Origin of the sequence: Candidatus Poriferisocius sp. (assembly GCF_965219815.1) — a bacterium.
In the GTDB taxonomy this organism is placed as follows: Bacteria; Actinomycetota; Acidimicrobiia; order Acidimicrobiales; family Bin134; genus Poriferisocius.
On the sequence record NZ_OZ244791.1, the window covers coordinates 2,362,844 to 2,379,403 of the forward strand.

Here is a 16,560-nt window from a genome sequence, read left to right on the forward strand (position 1 = left end):
AGGTTCAAAGCGACGTTGGGCTGTGCCGGTGGCCCCTGTGGTGGTGGTGCTGGTGATTTCTGTGACATGGATTGGGGTGTTGTTGTGGTACGTGGTCTGGGGCGTTTTGCTGATTCCGTTCCGGTTGTTCCGCCGATTGCAGCTCAAGTCGGAAGTCGATGCGCTGCGCCACCGGGAGTTGCTCGACGCCATCCGCGATACCGACACGGCAGGTGAGGATCCTCCTGCGGACGAGGGCGGGCGAAACTCCTAGCTCCTTCCATTGGTCGGTCTTGGCACCTACCGGTTGAGTCGCATTGCTTCGCGCATCACTTGTTCAACGCCGACCGGTAATTCACCATCAACTGAGCGGTCATTCGCAGAAGCCGATCTTGACCTCCCCAGTCTTCACGCAGGCTTAATGGGAGATGATGCCGCGGAACAGGGGGACTTCGTTCTGTGGAAAGCCCGTGTGGGGGCTACCTGGTTAACGGAGCACTTTGGTACGAAGTTCTTTGCCGGAATATTTTCGCTGCCAGATCTTGGGGGATTTAACGGCCGTCGCATTCGATAGGGACTTCAAGTTGATCGTAAAGCCATACGAGCAGGGGGCGAACCACAAGGACCCTCGTCAGCGAGCAGGTGCCGATGCCGAAAGGCAGATGGCGCACTATATGCATCGAGACTTCAGAGACGACGAGGAGGTCTTCGTGCTGCACGACCTACGGATCGAAGATCGGGAACAACCGGAACATGACGGGTCCGCGGGGGTGTGCCAGATCGACCATCTTGTCGTCCATCGCTGGGGGCTGTTCATCATCGAAAGCAAGTCGGTCATAGAGGAGGTGCGGGTCAGGTCTGACGGCTCAGGAGGAGATGAGTGGACCCGCGTGTACCGGAAGAAAGAAACGGGAATGCCCTCCCCGATCCGACAGGCGCAAAGGCAAGCAGATTTCCTGAGGGAGTTTCTGCAACGACACAGAGAAGAAATGCTTGGCAAGCACTCTTTGGGGCTTCGCACCATCGCAAAGGTCGTACATGGTACGGATCAGCGCGGCTTCAAGAATGCACCGATCCAGTTGATAGTTGCTGTATCCGATAGGGGGAAGATCAAGAAGATCGGTGGCTGGAAGGAGCCTCGCGAGCCGTTTCGGGTGTTTGTAGCCAAAGCTGATCTCGTTCCCGACAAGATCAGTCAAGAGCTGAAGGCCCACCGCAAGTACGCGGGCAAAGACTACGGCGTGTGGAGCATGGAGGCGGGGGAACCTAGAAGGGTGGCCGAGTTTCTCGCTGCTCGCCATGTGGGCCGACCTGGAACCAAGCCAACTCGGCCCCAAAGGACACCTCCCACACAAGACCGCAAATTGCCCCCCAACAAGTCTGTCGGTGCCGAACACTCCCAGGACGCGGCCTGCAAGCACTGCGGCTCCCAAGACCTCACAGCCCTATCGGGGAAATTTGGGTACTACTGGAAATGCGGCGCGTGCCAGAAGAACACCACGATGCCAGCGGTGTGCTCGGCTTGCGGAGCCAAAAGAGGGCGAGACAGTGAAGTGCGAGTCCGCAAGGACAAGGCAACGTACTTCCGCGACTGCAAAGCATGCGGAAATTCCGAGACCATTTGGACTGAAGTCTGAGCAACTGCGTGCGACTCGGACACTGGGCTAGGGATTGCCGCCTGTGATTTCCTTGGTCTTTCCTTGAGTTTGGAGGTTGGTGTGACGACGAGGGTTGTCTGTTGGAACATCGCAAGAAGACCAGCGCCGTGGGACGAACTGTTGTCGATGGGCGCTGATGTGGCCCTTTTGCAAGAAGCTGGTCCAGTACCAGAAGACGCCGCGGCCAAGATCGATACCGGCAGCAGGGAGCATTGGGATTCGCATGTTTGGAACTCGGATTGGTACTCGGGTCGCTGGGATCGCCTCTATGACCGCTGGCCGCTGGTGGTGAAGCTGTCAGATCGGGTAGAAGTTGAGTGGTTCAAGCAGGTCAGTGCAATCGGCGAGCCAGAAGCAGACGAGGTCGCCGTCAGCGGCATCGGCACAATCGCCGCTGCCCGCGTCGTTCCCGAAGACGGACAATCGTTCATCGCAGTGTCGATGTACGCACGCTGGCTGCGGCCCCACTCGTCGACCAACTCCAGATGGAAGATTGGCTATTCGGATGCCTCGGCTCACCGGATCATTTCAGACCTTTCGGCTTTCATCGGAGACATTGACCCCAGCACGCACCGCATCTTGGCTGCTGGCGACCTCAACATGATCTACGGGGCCACAGACGACAACCACCTGGCGCTCCCAGCACGGGAGCGGACTGTTTACGATCGGATGGATGCGCTCGGTCTGGAGTTCATAGGCCCCCAACATCCAGCAGGGGTGCAGGCGAACCCGACTCCCCATGGTTTGCCGCCGGATACCCTGAACGTGCCCACCTATTTCGATGTCGGCAAGTCCCCAGAAACCGCCTACAAGCAACTGGACTATGTGTTCGCCTCCCGCGGTTTCCATGAGCAAGTTACCGTCAGAGCCATGAATTCCCCCGAGGAGTGGGGCAGCAGCGACCACTGCCGACTGTGGATAGAAGTGGAGGCGTAGTTGAGATGGCGGCTGACACGATTGTCTGGCTTGTCGTAGCGGCTGTTGTCGTTCTCATCGGAGCGGGAGCCCTAAGAGAACACAAGAAACAGCGGGCCTTGAAATGCAGGCGATGTGGTCGTAGCGGCCCATTTCCAGAGCGCGTCATAATGGCGCTACGAAAAGGGCAGCCGGCCAACTGCCCTGATTGCGGAACGCTGCTTGCACCCCGGGGAGCAAGCAGGTCTACGTGACTGCTGATCGTCTGCGGCCATACACAAGGCTCTGCCACGGTGAATTATGGGTTGAAGGTTTGAGCCTCCGGTTAGGATTCTTGTAGCTGTCTGCTACGATTGGACTAGGAGGACTTGGCATGGCATTGAGCAATCCCATCCGCATCGACGACGGCGTTTACGCTTCTGCCAAGGCGGCGGCGCCGGCAATGGACCGCAGCGCCGCCCAGCAAGTTTCTCACTGGGCGCGGATCGGACGCGAGATAGAGAGGTCGCGCGAGATTCCCCACCGCGAGATCGCCGACGTCCTCAACGGAGAAGCTCACTATGACGACCTCGACGATCCCCGCGCTCAGGCGATCGTGCGGGCCTCGTGGGCCGAGCAGATGAAGCAGTGGCGCGAAACTCTCGATCTGGAGGCCGAGTTCGTGGCCAAAGGCCTCCCCTACGCCGAGCTGGATGAGAGCGGCGAAGCCGTCATTCACGAGCCCGCTGGCCAGACAGCAGCCCCCGGAAGCTGATCGTTTTGGCCGGGTTGTCTGCTGCGGCGGGCTGAACAAGTGGGCGGTGCCCGGACGCTGATCTTGGTGGTCGGGCCGAACGGCGCCGGGAAGACCCTGTTCGCTGGGCGGTTCGCTGCTGAGTCTCGCCTGGAGTTTGTGAATGCCGACTTGATTGCCGCCGAGCGGTGGCCCGGCGAAGAAGAGTCCCGTTCCTACCAGGCTGCCGCTGTGGCCGCAGACCGGCGTTCCGAGATGATCTCAACCGGACAGTCGTTCATCGCTGAGACAGTGTTCTCCCACCCGTCCAAAGTCGAATTTGTCCGCGCCGCCTTGGACTCCGGTTACACCGTGGGCATGCATGCCGTGATGGTGCCAGAGAACCTCGCTGTCTCCCGCGTCCGTACCCGTGTCCGCTCCGGCGGGCACAGCGTTCCAGAGGAGAAGATCCGGGACCGATACCGGCGTCTGTGGGGACTTGTGGCGGAAGCGGCGGGTATGTGCGACGAAGCCTTCTTCTACGACAACACGTCGGCCCGCAATCCGTTCAGGCTGGTGGCCGAGTTCGACCGGGGTGTGCCGGTAGGCATCCTCGTCTGGCCGGACTGGGCGCCGCCCGAACTGGCATCCCTCGGAGGCGGCGTCGAGATGTTGGACGGCCGCAACGGCTGAGGCCACTTGGGCCGCGTACCCGTCACAGAATTGTCATTGCTGGTTGTCGCTGCCTATCCAGGGTGATCCGTGGATCTGGTGCCATCTTCTTGGGTTCGCCAGGGCTTTTTCCACCTTCTTGACAACCTTCTTGCGGCGACTCCTTTTGCGGCGGAGTTTCTTTGGGCTGCTACCGTCGTTGACCAACTTTTTGACGACGGCTCTGATAAGGGCTCGGAGCCATTTGGGCTTCCTCTGAAAGCCGCTTGGCTTGGTGGTGTAGTAGCCGGAGGAGACCATCTCCGGGGTGGCCGCAGACGGGACTCCTACAAACCGACCTGGTAGCAATTTCCAGAGTTTCATCCGCCGTCTTTCGAAGCCCGACCAGCCCATATGCTCCTTCGAGTAGACGGTGATCTCCCTCCTGCCTTGTCGGAGTTTGCGGTAGTCGCCGGTCACCACGCTGAGCACGTATTCGTCGAGTTCGTCGAGGGCGTCCTGAGACCCGCTGTCGCAGGCGTCGCACGCGCAGTCGGGGACAATGGTCAGAACTTCGGCGGGGTCGCCAGCACCTAACACGACGGCAGGCCAGTCGACCTCTTCCATGCGGTTCCAAGCGACTACGAGCGGGATTGCGCCCGGGGCCAGGGGTACGGCTCGGAAGGTGTGGTACACAGGGATCCTCGGCTGCTCCCGCCAAGTCGCGGAGGATTCTTCTATCTCGGCTATGCCCGCGCCGGCCAAAGCCGCAAACCAGACCTCGGCCCGGGCGGCCAAGATCTTCCAGCGTTGCGGGTTCGTAACCCGTGAATACTCCTCATGTAGAGGCATGCGATCAGGGTGGGGGTCCGGCCACCCGTCCAGCCCGAGTCCCGTCTCGCCAAACGCGGCATCCACCGCGGCTACTAAGTCCTCCACAGAACGCACTGCACCATCATGACCCCACCCGCATCAGCGCCCACAGCGATTTCAAACCGGCCAATCGCGCTACCCGAATTGAGCGGAGGCTGCGTCGAGACGTTGGCCACCTCAACGGCTGACGCCTCAGGAGCCGTTGGTCTTGCTGCCGGCGCTGGCCGCGAAGATGGTGGTCTATTGCGATTGTGCCAGTTCAGCGACGTGAGCTCCGTACCTCTGCTGGGCTGCTTGGCGGGTGACGCCGAGCATGAAGCCGATCATCGCCCAAGACCAGCCGTCCTTTCGTGCGGAGGCAACTGCTTGTGCCAGTTCTTTCGCGGTTTCGTCGCGTTGGTCGGCGAGCCTTCCCACCAGTTTCAGCGATGAGGAGTCAATGATCTCCAGATCAGCGGGGTCGACCTCCTCTGCCCATTTCTCAAAGGCAGCCAGCTTCTCTGCCCACCGTTCTTCTCGACTGCTCATCAGTTCCACACTCTGGTGCCGTGTTTGCGGGCGCTTGGTGCGATAGCGGCCAATTCAAGGTAACGGTCCATCGGGTTGATGTCAACAAACATTGACACCGGGTCGGGTGGGGCCGCTACTGGCCGATAGTGAAGGTCACCCTACAGCGAGCGTGTGACAGTGAGGCGTTGATGGCCACCGTGAGCTGATCGGCCACTTTGGCGGCGCTGTTCTGTCAAGATTGCTGTTGCTGCGGGGTTGTCCACGACTGGGAGGAGAGTTCGGTGGGGAAGGCGACTGAGACTGATTTGCCCGGTGTGGGGGTGCGCTTCGAACTGGAAACGAACGCGGGCCGCTGTGTCGGCGTGGTGGTTCATCAGACCGGTCGGCGCGATCTGGTGGTCTATGACGAGCGGGACGTTGACCGGGCCTGCGAGAGCGTCGTTTTGACCGAGGACGAGGGGCACACCCTCGGGGAGCTGCTGGGCGGCAATCCGGTGCTGGAGCATCTGGATGACGCCGTGCACCGCCTGGAGGACCTTGTGATCTCGTGGATCACGATCGACCCGAAATCGTCTCTGGCCGGGCTCACCCTGGCCGAGGCCGAGCTGAGGGCGAAGACCGGCGCGGGCGTCGTCGCGCTCGTCACCGACTCGGGTTCAATCCCCATCCCGGGCGGCGCCGACCGCCTCGAACCCGGCGGCACGGCAGTGGTGGTCGGCGTTCCGGCCGCGGTGAAGGCGGCCACCAATCTGCTGAACGAATCGGGCTAGCCCATGCACACGGGCGGCGATCTGTTTGTGATCGAGCTCGGGGCGGTGGTCCTGGTCTTGGCGATCGTCGCCCGCCTGGCTCGAAGGGTCGGCCTGCCCGCGCTTCCGCTGTATCTGATGGTGGGACTGGCCCTCGGCGATGGCGGTCTCGTCGAGTTGCCGGCGTCGGAAGAGTTCATCGAGGTGGGCGCCGAGATCGGCGTCATTTTGATGCTGCTGATGCTGGGGCTCGAGTTCTCCGCCCACGAGCTGATCGACAACGTGAGGCGATCGACGCTGGCCGGAATCGTCGACATCGCCCTGAACTTCCCGCCCGGGTTCATAGCCGGACTGATTCTCGGTTTCGATCCGATCGTCGCCGTTTTGCTCGGCGGCGTGACCTACATCTCGTCGTCGGGCATCGTGGCGAAGCTCGTCGCCGACCTCGACCGCATCGGCAACCACGAGACGTCGGTGATTTTGAGCGTGCTCGTCATCGAAGACCTCGCCATGGTGATCTACTTGCCCATCGTGTCGGGCGTGCTCTTCGGCGGCTCTCTGCTCAGCACCACCATCACCGTCATCGTCTCATTGCTGGTGGTCATTGCGGTGCTCGCGGCCGCCTACTTTTTCGGCGACCGGCTGAGCGCCATGGCATTGAGCCAATCCAGCGAGGCGCTTTTGTTGACCCTGCTCGGCGGAACGCTGCTATTCGCCGGCATCGCCGGGCGCCTCAACCTGTCAACGGCGGTGGGCGCCTTCGTGGTGGGCGTCGCACTGTCGGGCGACATCGTCTCGCATGCCCGCGGGCTGCTGTTGCCGCTCCGCAACCTCTTCGCCGCGGTCTTCTTCGTGTTCTTCGGCCTGCAAGTCGACCTAAACCTCGTCCCCGATGTCGCCGTGGCCGCGGCCGTCATCGCCGCCGTCACCATCGCCACCAAGTTCGCCACCGGCTGGATCGCAGCGGGTCGAGCCAGTATCGGCAAACCCGGCCGGGTTCGCACCGGGGCCGCCCTCATCGCCCACGGAGAGTTCTCCATCGTCATCGCCGAGCTCGGCATCACCCGCGAGAGCGACCTCGGCGCGCTCGCAGCCACCTACGTCATCATCCTCACCCTCGTCGGCGCCGTGTTCTACCAGTTCTCCGACTCCTTGACCCTCCGCGTCCCAACCAGGCACCACCGTTCCCGGTGGCAGCGCACATCTCGCCTAGTGCAGGGAGTCCGCAGGCGCCGCTGAAGGCCAGCTCGCCAGTCGTACCGCCTAGTCGGGGGAAAGCGACTGACGAACTACCCTCTTGAGGGCTTCAAACTCCGGGGGTCGGGTTGTCGACAAGAGTTGTCTGCTGGAACATCGCGAAACGTCATGAGCCGTGGCGCGAACTGGTGACGATGGACGCAGACGTTGCCCTGCTGCAAGAGGCAGGTCTGATGCCTGAGGAAGTCGCTGACAAGGTGGAAATCGACAGCGTCAATCGTCCTGACCATCTATACGACCGATGGCCGATGATGGTGAAGCTGCCAGATCGGGTTGAGGTCGAGTGGTTCAAGCCAGTCAGTCCGATGATGAGACCCGAGGCAGACGAGATTCCGGTCAGCGACGTGAGCACAATTGCTGCTGCCCGGGTCAACCCCCAGGATGTGGAGCCGTTCATCGTCGTTTCCATGTACGCGCGCTGGGTAATGCCGCACTCGTTAACCGACACGAAGTGGGGCGTCGGGCATTCTGACGGATCAGCGCACAGGATTCTCTCGGACTTGTCGGCGTTCATTGGCAGCACCGACCCGAGCACGCACCGCATTCTGGCCGCGGGTGATCTGAACATGTTCTATGGCGCTATCAAAGACAACCGGCTGGCGCTGGCAGCTCGGGACGGCACAGTGTTCGACAGAATGGCCGCACTCGGTCTGGAGTTCCTGGGTCCCCAGTATCCCGATGGAAGGCAGGCAAGCCCCACACCCCATGGCCTGGAGCCGAACACCAAGAACGTCCCCACCTATCACACAGCCCGCAAGTCCCCGGAGACTGCTGAGAACCAACTCGACTACGTGTTCGCGTCGCGCGGCTTCCACGAGGAAATCACCGTGCAGGCCATGAACTCTCGCGAACAGTGGGGCAGCAGTGATCACTGCCGGCTCTGGATCGAAGTGGGTTTGACGTAAATTTGCCAGCAAGATGTAGTCGTGCTGTTGCCAGCTCATCTGCTGAAGATGCCGGTTTCGAAGCGACGCGAGGTTGGGCGCATAGGACAGTGAGACGCTCCTTTCAGGTCAAGTCGCCCATACTGAAAATGCCCGAGGGCAGATAGGTTCGTGAACCGAGTTCGCGACTTCCTTCACCAGCAAAATCCAGGAAACCGGACGCGGGAGATTTTCGTCGTGGGGCTCGGGCTGGGAAATGCATCCCGAACACAGCGCTTATGACCTGGTTATTCACGGATGAGCAAGAGGCGTTTCGCGACATGGTGCGCGACTTCGCCGATCGTGAGATCGCCCCTCACGCTGCTCGGTGGGACCGAGACCGTGTTTTCCCCTCTGAGACGGTCACGGCGATGGGCGATCTGGGCTTGTTCGGACTGGTGTTTCCCGAGAAGTACGGAGGGGCGGGGGCCGACTTCATCATCGTCTCGAGGTTTAGGCATCAGGGCAGACTGCTTACTTCCCTCATTTGTTTGCAGCTAGGTGCCCATCGATCTTGGCGACCGAGCTTCGTATATTCTCCCGCGCCCGAATCCTCTTCTGGTCCAAGAAGCTAGGTGCCCATTGAGAGAACTCACGATCGACGACATTGATGACCTGGCGATGGGAGCGACGCTGTTGGGCACCGGCGGCGGCGGCGACCCCTATGTAGGAAAGCTCCTGGTCAAGCAGGCCATCGAGGATTACGGGCCGGCCCAGGTGGTGACCGTTGACGAGCTACCCGACGACGGTCTCATCATGACTACCGCCATCATCGGGGCACCCACGGTGATTTTGGAAAAGATCCCGGCTGGCACTGAGTTCCGGTCAGGCATCGGGGCCCTTGCCGCCTATCTGGGCTCAGACCCGGTGGCTTTGATGCCGATCGAAGTGGGTGGGGTGAACACATTGGTCCCGATTGCCACCGCGGTGGAGATGGGGATCCCGATCGTTGATGCGGACGGTATGCGTCGAGCGTTCCCGCAGATCGAGATGACGGTTTTCACGCTCCATGGGTTGAAGGCCGCGCCCATGTCGATCGCCGATGAGAAGGGCAACATGTGCGTGTTCGAGGCCAACACCAACCAGATCGCTGAGTCCTTGGCTCGCGCCGCGGTGGTGCAGCTAGGGCTGGCCAACGCCATCAGCTGCTATCCCATGACGGTGGCCGATGTCCGCCGAGGCGGCATCCACGGCTCGATGACCTATTGCACCGAGGTGGGAAAGCGCCTGTCACAGGTACAGAGAGGCGCGCCGGGGGCCTGGGATGAGCTGCTGTCCTACACCGAGGCTGCTTTGGTGTTCAGCGGGAAGGTGATCGACATCGACCGGCGCACCACCGAAGGTTTCGCCCGGGGCACGGTGGTGCTCGAGCATCTCGACGACTCGGTTCGCACGCTGCGGGTGGAGATCCAGAACGAGAATCTGATCGCATTCGAAGACGGTGAGGCGGTGGTGACCGTGCCTGATCTGTTGTGCCTGCTCGACCACGAGTCGGCCGATCCGATCACCACGGAGGGGCTGGCTTTCGGCCAGCGACTGGATGTTCTGGCCATGCCCTGTGCTCCAGAGTGGCACCGCGACGGGATGTTCGATCTGGTGGGCCCTCGTGCCTTTGGTTATGACATCGACTATGTGGACGGCTGGAAGGGTCGGCGATGAAGAACCTGCGGATCGGCGTGGATGTGGGCGGCACCAACACTGACGCGGTGGTGGTCGGACCGGGTGGGACGGTCATCGCAGAGGCCAAGGCCGCCACTACTCCTGACCCGATTGGCGGCATCAAGGCTGCCGTGGACGCCGTCATGGGTCAGGTGGACGCTCCTGAGGCATTGGGCAAGGCGATGCTGGGCACAACCCATCCGGCCAACGCCATCATCCGCCGACGAGATCTCGACAAAGTGGGGGTATTGCGGCTGGCGGCGCCGTCTTCATTGGGGGTGCGTCCTAGCGCGGCTTGGCCTGAGGATCTGCGCCGGATCGTGATTGGCCCCAGCAAAATCGTCGAGGGCGGTTTCGAGTACGACGGTTCGCCCATTGCCCCTCTTGATGAGGACGCAGTACGGCGCTTCGGGGGTCAGTGCGCAGGAAGCGTGGCCGCGATAGCGGTGTTGTGCGCGTTCAGCCCCGCCGCCACAGAACACGAACTGCGAGCCGCCGAGCTGCTGGCTGAAGAGTGCGGAACTGGCATTGCGATCTCGCTCAGTCACACAGTGGGATCGCTGGGCCTCTTGGAGCGCGAGAACGCAACGATCCTCAATGCCTCGCTATTGACGGTCGCCAAACGGGTGGTAGACGGGTTCCGGAACACCATGGCGGAGGCTGGTCTCGATGTTGACAGCTATCTGACGCAAAACGACGGCACCCTGATGACGGTCGATGAGGCTGACCGGTACCCAGTTCTCACAGTGGGCTCGGGCCCCACCAATTCCATGCGGGGCGCGTGCGCGTTGGCCGGGCTCGCAGACGCACTGGTTATCGACGTAGGTGGCACCTCCACCGATGTGGGGATCCTGGTCGACGGGTTTCCCCGCGTCTCCACTGCCGCAGTCGAGGTCGGCGGCGTCCGCACCAACTTCAGGATGCCTGACCTGATCTCGATGGGGCTCGGTGGTGGAACAGTCGTCCACAACTCGGCGCGGGGCGGGAACGGGGAGATCAAGGTGGGCCCGGACTCGGTGGGGTATGACGTCATCACCGATGCCATCTGCATGGGCGGCGACACCCTGACTCTTTCGGACATCTCGCTGGCGGCGGGGCGGATGGAGGGGTTCGGGGAGCGGTCTCTGACCGAGGGCGTCGAACCGGCCACCATTGCTGCTGCCATCGACTGGGTCGACGGGCGGATCGCGGTGCTGTGCGAGAGGATGAAGGCCTCGAGCACGCCCCTTCCGCTGATGGCCGTGGGCGGAGGCGCCCATTTGGTGCCTGAGCAAATTGCCGGTGTGAGCGAGGTGCTCTGGCCCCCTCACCACTCGGTGGCCAACGCTTTTGGGGCGGCCATCGCCGAAGCAGCGGGCTCTGTCGACAAGGTGTACAGCTACGACGCGTCGAGCCGGGAGGCATGTCTGGAGAGCGCCCGCGAAGAGGCCAAGGACGCAGCCGTTCGGGCCGGTGCCGAGGAAGCGGGAGTGCGGATCACCAGCGTGGCCGAGATCCCAATGACGTATGTGCCCGGAGGCGGTTGCCGGGTCATGGTCAAAGCGGTCGGCCCGCTGGCTGAGTAGGTGCACCCCTGGGCTCGGGCAGCATTGAGAGCGGCAGGCCGGTAGAGGTAGCCGGGCAGATGCGGGTGGCCGACGCCCACAACGATCTTTTGTGCGCGGTGCTGTACCAGCGAGAGCGGGGCATGGATGATCCCTTCGGCGATTTCTGGCTTCCCCGACTGCGCGCCGGCGGCGTCGCCCTTCAATTCCTGCCAGTGTTCACCGAAGACCAGCACCTAGGCGAAGGCGCATTGCGGCGAGCCCTGCTCATGCTCGAAGAAGCCTGGCACATCGCCTCGGTCCACTCCGCTGATGTGGCGGTAGTTGAGACGTCGCGGCAGCTGGCCGACGCGTTGGCGGCCAAGAAGATCGCATTGGTCCTAGCCGTGGAGGGCTCAGAGCCCATTGGCCACAGCCTCGGCGTTTTGGAGACTCTGTGGCGCTTAGGGGTGAGGTGCATGTCATTGACCTGGAACCGCCGCACGATGATGGCCGACGGCGTGGGAGAAACAGCCACCGGCGGGGGCTTGACTGCACTGGGAGTCGACGCTGTCGCGGAGATGGAACGGCTCGGGATGATTGTCGATGTCAGCCATCTGTCCGACCCGGGAGTCGACCACGTCTGCCGGATCGCCTCCCGCCCGTTCGTGGCGACCCACTCTTCGTGCCATGCCCTGCACCCCCACCCGCGCAACCTCACCGACTCCCATCTGCGCGCCATCGCAGAATCAGGCGGGGTGGTTGGGATCAATTCCTTCGGTGCGTTTTTGGCCGCAGAACAGCCCAGCCTCGGCGACTTCGTGACGCACATCGATCACGCGGTTGGAGTCGCCGGAGCCGGGTCGGTAGGGCTGGGCTGCGACTTCATGGAGGATCTGTTGCGCATCATCGACCCGATCCTGGGAGGCGGCCTAGTGGATACGGAGAACCTGCCGCTTATCGACAACATGCGCGACCCGTCAGACCTCAAGGCGTTCACTGAGCTCTTGGAAGCAAGGCTCGGTGCCGAGACGGCCTGTCTGGTGGCGGGGGAGAACTGGATCGACTTCCTGGCGCGGGCCCTGCCAGCCGGGGCTGTCGAATCAGTGAGATGATCGAGGCGGTGTCCGCCCCATCCAAATCCCTGACCATGAAGCAACTGCTAGCGTCCGGCGTGCTCGGCGAAACCAAGGTGGTGGCCGGTGGCCAAGGCGTCAACCGGGCAGTGTCCGACGTCTCGGTCACCGACCGGTGCGATGAGACGATCCCGGTGTCGGCAGACCAGTTGGTCGTCTTGGACGGCAGCGCGCTCCGACCCAATTCCTACGCCCTTGACATCGTGTTGAGAGCAGTACGCGACGGCGGGGGAGCGGGTCTCGTTGTCGTCAACGCCCCCTCCCCGGCAGGTCTGGCCACCCGGCGCCTCGCCGAGCGGTTCGAAACCGTGCTGGTTGAATCGCAGGCTCCTGATTTATTGGCGATGGCCGCCGCAGCCCGAGAGCTGCTGCTACAGCCCGCGCTGCATCAGGCGGCAATGATGAAAGAGCTGCTTCGTGGTATGGCCCGGATGTCCACTGTGGATGACACTTTGGCGCTCGTTGGCCGGGTCTTGGGCCGGCCTTGCTCGCTGGTCGAAGCCAGCGGGGCAGCGGTGGCTGGCCCAGAAAACGCGGTGAACCCCGACGTATTGGGCGAGCACTCGGTGATCCACCCTCAAGCGGGTGCCGGAGGCGAGCCCGGAATGGTGTGCCCGGTGATCGTCGTGCCTGGAGAGCCGGCCCGCTTCTGGCTGGTGTGCATTATCTCTGACGGCGACGAGGCCGTATTGGGATCCGGACTCGACCTGCTGGGCGTGGCTTCCTGGGCGGTGGGCGCCCATCTGGTGCGGGATCGCCTGGCGGGCGAGCGCGACGCCAGGCACCGGCTGGCCCTTCTGAACGAAGTGGTCGGCGGCGGGGAACTCCCGGACGAGACGATCCTGGCGCAGATGGCCACGTTCGGCTGGTCGGCCGTCGGCTGGGTCAGCGCCTTCCATGTGCAGCTATCTGGGCACGTGGACGCCGCCTGGGTATTGGTCAACACCGACGCTTTCTCCGAACTGCTGCACTCGGCCGGCCTGGAAGGGCCGCTGATCGAAAGGACAGACGGCTGGTCGGGCTGGGTCTGCCTGCCTGAGGAGCCCGATGTGACGAGCTATCCGAAGATGGCGCGCCAATTGCGAGCCGCTCTCGACGAGCTCATCGCCAGCCCTGAGACCATCGCTGCGCACGCGGGAGTGGGGCGCCCGGCACAGGGGCTTCCAGGCCTTCGCTCAAGCCTCGCAGAATCCCGGCAAGCCGCGGCCCTCGCCGGCGCAGGCGCAGCGTCCCGCGGCGCGGTGGTCCGCCATATCGACGAGCTCGGAATCCAGCGGATAATGCTGGGCTGGTACGGATCAGCCGACTTCAGCCGGGTGGCCGCCGCCTTCTTGGAGCCTCTCCGCGCCATCGACGCCGACGGCACGCTCTTGCGCACATTGGAGGTGTATTTGGACTGCCAGTCGTCAGCCACCAACGCGGCCGCGCTGCTGGGTGTCCACCGCAACACGGTTATGAACAGAATCGACCGGGTTGCCAGCACACTAGAGGTAAACCTCTTCGACCCCGAACAGCGCCTCGCCCTCCAACTCGTTGTCCGCATGCACAAACTCGACAGCAATGACCACATGAGGTTCCCCCCTTTTCGTGGAGACATGCTCTATAAGGAGGAGCTATGTCCAGACCGCGAAGAGATTATGACCGGGAGTTCCGTGATGGGGCTGTCCGGATCGTCAAGGAGACCGGCCGGCCGGTGGCCCACGTCGCCCGGGAGCTCGGCGTCAACGAGGGCACGCTCGGGAATTGGGTGCGCCGGGACCGAGACGAGCGCTCGGGCGGGCTGAGCGGCGACGAGCGGGCCGAGCTGGCCCGGCTGCGCCGCCGGGTCGCCGAGCTGGAGATGGAGCGTGATGTGCTCAAACGATCCGTGGTCCTTTGGGTCAACGAGGCGACGCGGTGACCGCAGGGTTCATCGCGGCCCAAAGGACCGACCACGGTGTGCCTCACTCTGTGGCTTGCAGAGCGCTGGGCGTGGCGGAATCCACGTTCTACAAGCACCTCGACCGGCCGCTGACCGATCGGCAGCGGCGTCGCCGGGCGCTGGACGCCGAGGTGAAAAAGGCGTTCGACGAATCGGACGGCACCTACGGGTCGCCCAGGGTGCGCGCCCGGCTGCGACGCGATGGCCTGTCGGTGTCGAAGAAGACGGTGGAGGCCTCGATGGCCCGCCAGGGCCTGTGCGCCCGCCCCAAACGCAAAAAGGGCCTCACCAGCCCCGACAGCTCCCATGCGGCCCCCACAGACCTTCTGGGCCGCGACTTCAGCGCGACAGGGGTCAACCAGAAATGGTGCGGCGACTTCAAACAGGTTCCCACCGCCGAGGGCCCGGTGTTCCTCGCGACCGTCGAGGACCTCTACTCCAGGCGCATGGTCGGCTTCGCCACCTCCGACCGGTACCCGACCGCCGAGCTGGCCAAACAGGCCATCAACACCGCGGTCGCCACCAGAGGCGGCAACGTCAAAGGCGTCATCTTCCACTCGGACAAGGGATCGCAATACACCTCAGAAGCCTTCGCCGCCGCCTGCCGGCGGCTCGGCATCTCACGGTCCACCGGAAGAACCGGCAACGCGCTGGACAACGCGCCGGCCGAGTCGTTCTTCTCCACCCTCCAACACGAGCTCATCTCACGCCGAGCCTGGACCACCAGAGCCCGGGCCCGACGAGAAATCACCCTATGGGTCCACACCTGGTACAACCAGCACCGCCTCCACTCCGCAATCGGAATGACCAGCCCCGTAGAATACGAACAGGCCCACAACCCCGACCCTCAAAAACAAACTCTCCACGATTAGGGGGGAAGCTCACACAGTCGAGCACTTTGAGATTGCTGTTGTCGGTGGAGGCATCGCCGGAGCGTCGGCGGCTTGGGCTCTGGCCGAAGAGGGCCATGAAGTGGCGGTGGTCGAGCGTGAGGACTCGCTGGCTGCGCACAGCACCGGCCGCTCGGCCGCTCAGTTCCTGTCGTCCTACAGCGGGCCGATCAACCGGGAGCTGAGCGCCGAATCCCAGCCATTTCTTGAAGGCAATGCAAATGGCTGGGCGGATCACCAGCTCATGTCTCCACGGGCGGTGCTATGGGTCTCTCCCGATGCCGGGCGAGAGCAGCTCGACGCCATCGCCGCAGCCAACCAGTCGATCGGCGTCGCCTTCGATACGCTCGACGGCGAAGGCGCCCGGGACCTCTGCCCGGTCCTGGACCCGTCGTGGGTTCATGGGGGCGTCGTCGAACATGGCGGGTACGACATAGACGTGGCCGAGCTGCACCAGGCGTACGTGCGCGCCGCCCGCAGTGCGGGCGCAACGGTGATGCGCCACCGCGGTGTGCGGCGCATGGCCCGCCATGGCACCGGCTGGCAGCTGGACACCGACGGCCCCGCCATCCGAGCCGGCATTGTGGTGAACGCCGCCGGGGCATGGGCCGACGAGATAGCGGAGATGGCTGGAGCAGCCCCGCTGGGCCTGATCCCTTACCGGCGCACAATCTTCACGTTCACGAGCCAGCACCCCAGCGAGCACTGGCCGCTGGTGATTGGCGCCGATGAGAGCTTCTATTTCAAGCCCGAGGGAGCGGGCCAGTTCCTTGGCTCCCCAGCCGACGAACACCCCGACGAGCCCTGTGACGCGAAACCCCGAGAGCTCGATGTCGCCGCCGGCATCGAGGCGGTCAACCGGGCGACCCTGCTCGACGTCCGCTCCATACGCTCCGCTTGGGCCGGCCTGCGCACATTCTCGCCGGACCGCAACCCGGTCGTTGGTTTCGACCGGGACATCGAAGGCTTCTTCTGGTGTGCAGGCCAAGGAGGCACGGGTATCCAGACATCTCCGGCGGTGGCCCGGCTGACCGCCTCGCTAATCAGCGCCAGCTCATCTGGCCCTTCCGAGCACGCCGCTCTCGCCTCCCTGGCCCCCAAGCTCAGCCCTGAACGGTTCCGTGCATGAACTGCACTGTCTAGCGGCAATATCTCAGCGATTTGCCCATTGAGCGGCGTTGAGGCGGCTCTTTACGGTGCTTTC

At 63.2% G+C, this 16,560-nt stretch carries 17 protein-coding genes and 1 pseudogene; 16 read left to right on the forward strand and 2 right to left on the reverse strand.

Annotated features, from left to right (window positions below; all coding sequences use genetic code 11):
* Positions 1–28 precede the first annotated feature (28 nt).
* The 5 genes from ACOQPI_RS11345 to ACOQPI_RS11365 all read left to right on the forward strand — a co-directional run bounded on the left by ACOQPI_RS11345 (position 29) and on the right by ACOQPI_RS11365 (position 3,957).
* On the forward strand, positions 29–253 hold the full coding sequence (locus ACOQPI_RS11345) for a hypothetical protein (protein ID WP_420619746.1): 225 nt from the start codon (positions 29–31) through the stop codon (positions 251–253).
* Positions 254–494: 241 nt separating this feature from the next.
* Entirely contained in the window at positions 495–1,616 is a 1,122-nt protein-coding gene (locus ACOQPI_RS11350) for a nuclease-related domain-containing protein (RefSeq protein ID WP_420619747.1), read from the forward strand.
* Between the two features lie 81 nt (positions 1,617–1,697).
* Positions 1,698–2,573, forward strand: coding sequence for an endonuclease/exonuclease/phosphatase family protein (locus ACOQPI_RS11355; RefSeq protein WP_420619748.1), 876 nt, complete (start codon positions 1,698–1,700; stop codon positions 2,571–2,573).
* Between the two features lie 352 nt (positions 2,574–2,925).
* Positions 2,926–3,306 carry a TA system antitoxin ParD family protein gene (locus ACOQPI_RS11360; protein WP_420619749.1) on the forward strand — a complete coding sequence of 127 codons (381 nt, stop codon included), beginning with the start codon at positions 2,926–2,928 and terminating at the stop codon, positions 3,304–3,306.
* A gap of 39 nt (positions 3,307–3,345) precedes the next feature.
* A complete protein-coding gene (locus ACOQPI_RS11365) occupies positions 3,346–3,957 on the forward strand; it encodes an AAA family ATPase (RefSeq protein ID WP_420619750.1) in 612 nt (203 codons plus the stop codon).
* Positions 3,958–3,990: 33 nt separating this feature from the next.
* Here ACOQPI_RS11365 and ACOQPI_RS11370 read toward each other — a convergent pair whose 3' ends face one another.
* Together ACOQPI_RS11370 and ACOQPI_RS11375 are read right to left on the reverse strand one after the other, a co-directional pair.
* Positions 3,991–4,863, reverse strand: coding sequence for a DUF6226 family protein (locus ACOQPI_RS11370; RefSeq protein ID WP_420619751.1), 873 nt, complete (start codon positions 4,861–4,863; stop codon positions 3,991–3,993).
* Between the two features lie 165 nt (positions 4,864–5,028).
* On the reverse strand, positions 5,029–5,316 hold the full coding sequence (locus tag ACOQPI_RS11375) for a hypothetical protein (protein WP_420621030.1): 288 nt from the start codon (positions 5,314–5,316) through the stop codon (positions 5,029–5,031).
* Positions 5,317–5,579: 263 nt separating this feature from the next.
* On the opposite strand from ACOQPI_RS11375, the gene ACOQPI_RS11380 reads away from it, so the two are divergent.
* The 11 genes and pseudogenes from ACOQPI_RS11380 to ACOQPI_RS11430 all read left to right on the forward strand — a co-directional run bounded on the left by ACOQPI_RS11380 (position 5,580) and on the right by ACOQPI_RS11430 (position 16,485).
* The gene (locus ACOQPI_RS11380) at positions 5,580–6,068 is read left to right on the forward strand and encodes a cation:proton antiporter regulatory subunit (RefSeq protein WP_420619752.1); all 489 of its coding nucleotides are present in this window, start codon (positions 5,580–5,582) and stop codon (positions 6,066–6,068) included.
* A gap of 3 nt (positions 6,069–6,071) precedes the next feature.
* Positions 6,072–7,286, forward strand: coding sequence for a cation:proton antiporter (locus tag ACOQPI_RS11385; RefSeq protein ID WP_420619753.1), 1,215 nt, complete (start codon positions 6,072–6,074; stop codon positions 7,284–7,286).
* A 152-nt stretch (positions 7,287–7,438) separates the two neighbouring features.
* Positions 7,439–8,209, forward strand: coding sequence for a hypothetical protein (locus tag ACOQPI_RS11390; protein WP_420619754.1), 771 nt, complete (start codon positions 7,439–7,441; stop codon positions 8,207–8,209).
* A gap of 257 nt (positions 8,210–8,466) precedes the next feature.
* The gene (locus ACOQPI_RS11395; protein ID WP_420619755.1) at positions 8,467–8,802 is read left to right on the forward strand and encodes an acyl-CoA dehydrogenase family protein; all 336 of its coding nucleotides are present in this window, start codon (positions 8,467–8,469) and stop codon (positions 8,800–8,802) included.
* Between the two features lie 7 nt (positions 8,803–8,809).
* Complete coding sequence (locus tag ACOQPI_RS11400; RefSeq protein ID WP_420619756.1) at positions 8,810–9,886, forward strand: DUF917 domain-containing protein; 1,077 nt, start codon at positions 8,810–8,812, stop codon at positions 9,884–9,886.
* Positions 9,883–11,451, forward strand: coding sequence for a hydantoinase/oxoprolinase N-terminal domain-containing protein (locus tag ACOQPI_RS11405; protein ID WP_420619757.1), 1,569 nt, complete (start codon positions 9,883–9,885; stop codon positions 11,449–11,451). The genes ACOQPI_RS11400 and ACOQPI_RS11405 overlap by 4 nt, the downstream gene beginning before the upstream one ends.
* 59 nt (positions 11,452–11,510) lie before the next feature.
* Positions 11,511–12,524, forward strand: coding sequence for a dipeptidase (locus ACOQPI_RS11410; protein WP_420619758.1), 1,014 nt, complete (start codon positions 11,511–11,513; stop codon positions 12,522–12,524).
* Between the two features lie 626 nt (positions 12,525–13,150).
* Positions 13,151–14,074 (forward strand): annotated as a pseudogene (locus tag ACOQPI_RS11415) (PucR family transcriptional regulator); the annotation flags it as partial.
* Positions 14,075–14,160: 86 nt separating this feature from the next.
* On the forward strand, positions 14,161–14,445 hold the full coding sequence (locus ACOQPI_RS11420; RefSeq protein ID WP_420618060.1) for a transposase: 285 nt from the start codon (positions 14,161–14,163) through the stop codon (positions 14,443–14,445).
* Positions 14,442–15,338, forward strand: coding sequence for an IS3 family transposase (locus ACOQPI_RS11425; protein WP_420618059.1), 897 nt, complete (start codon positions 14,442–14,444; stop codon positions 15,336–15,338). The genes ACOQPI_RS11420 and ACOQPI_RS11425 overlap by 4 nt, the downstream gene beginning before the upstream one ends.
* A gap of 31 nt (positions 15,339–15,369) precedes the next feature.
* Positions 15,370–16,485, forward strand: a complete 1,116-nt coding sequence (locus ACOQPI_RS11430; RefSeq protein WP_420621031.1) for an NAD(P)/FAD-dependent oxidoreductase — start codon at positions 15,370–15,372, stop codon at positions 16,483–16,485.
* Positions 16,486–16,560 lie beyond the last annotated feature (75 nt).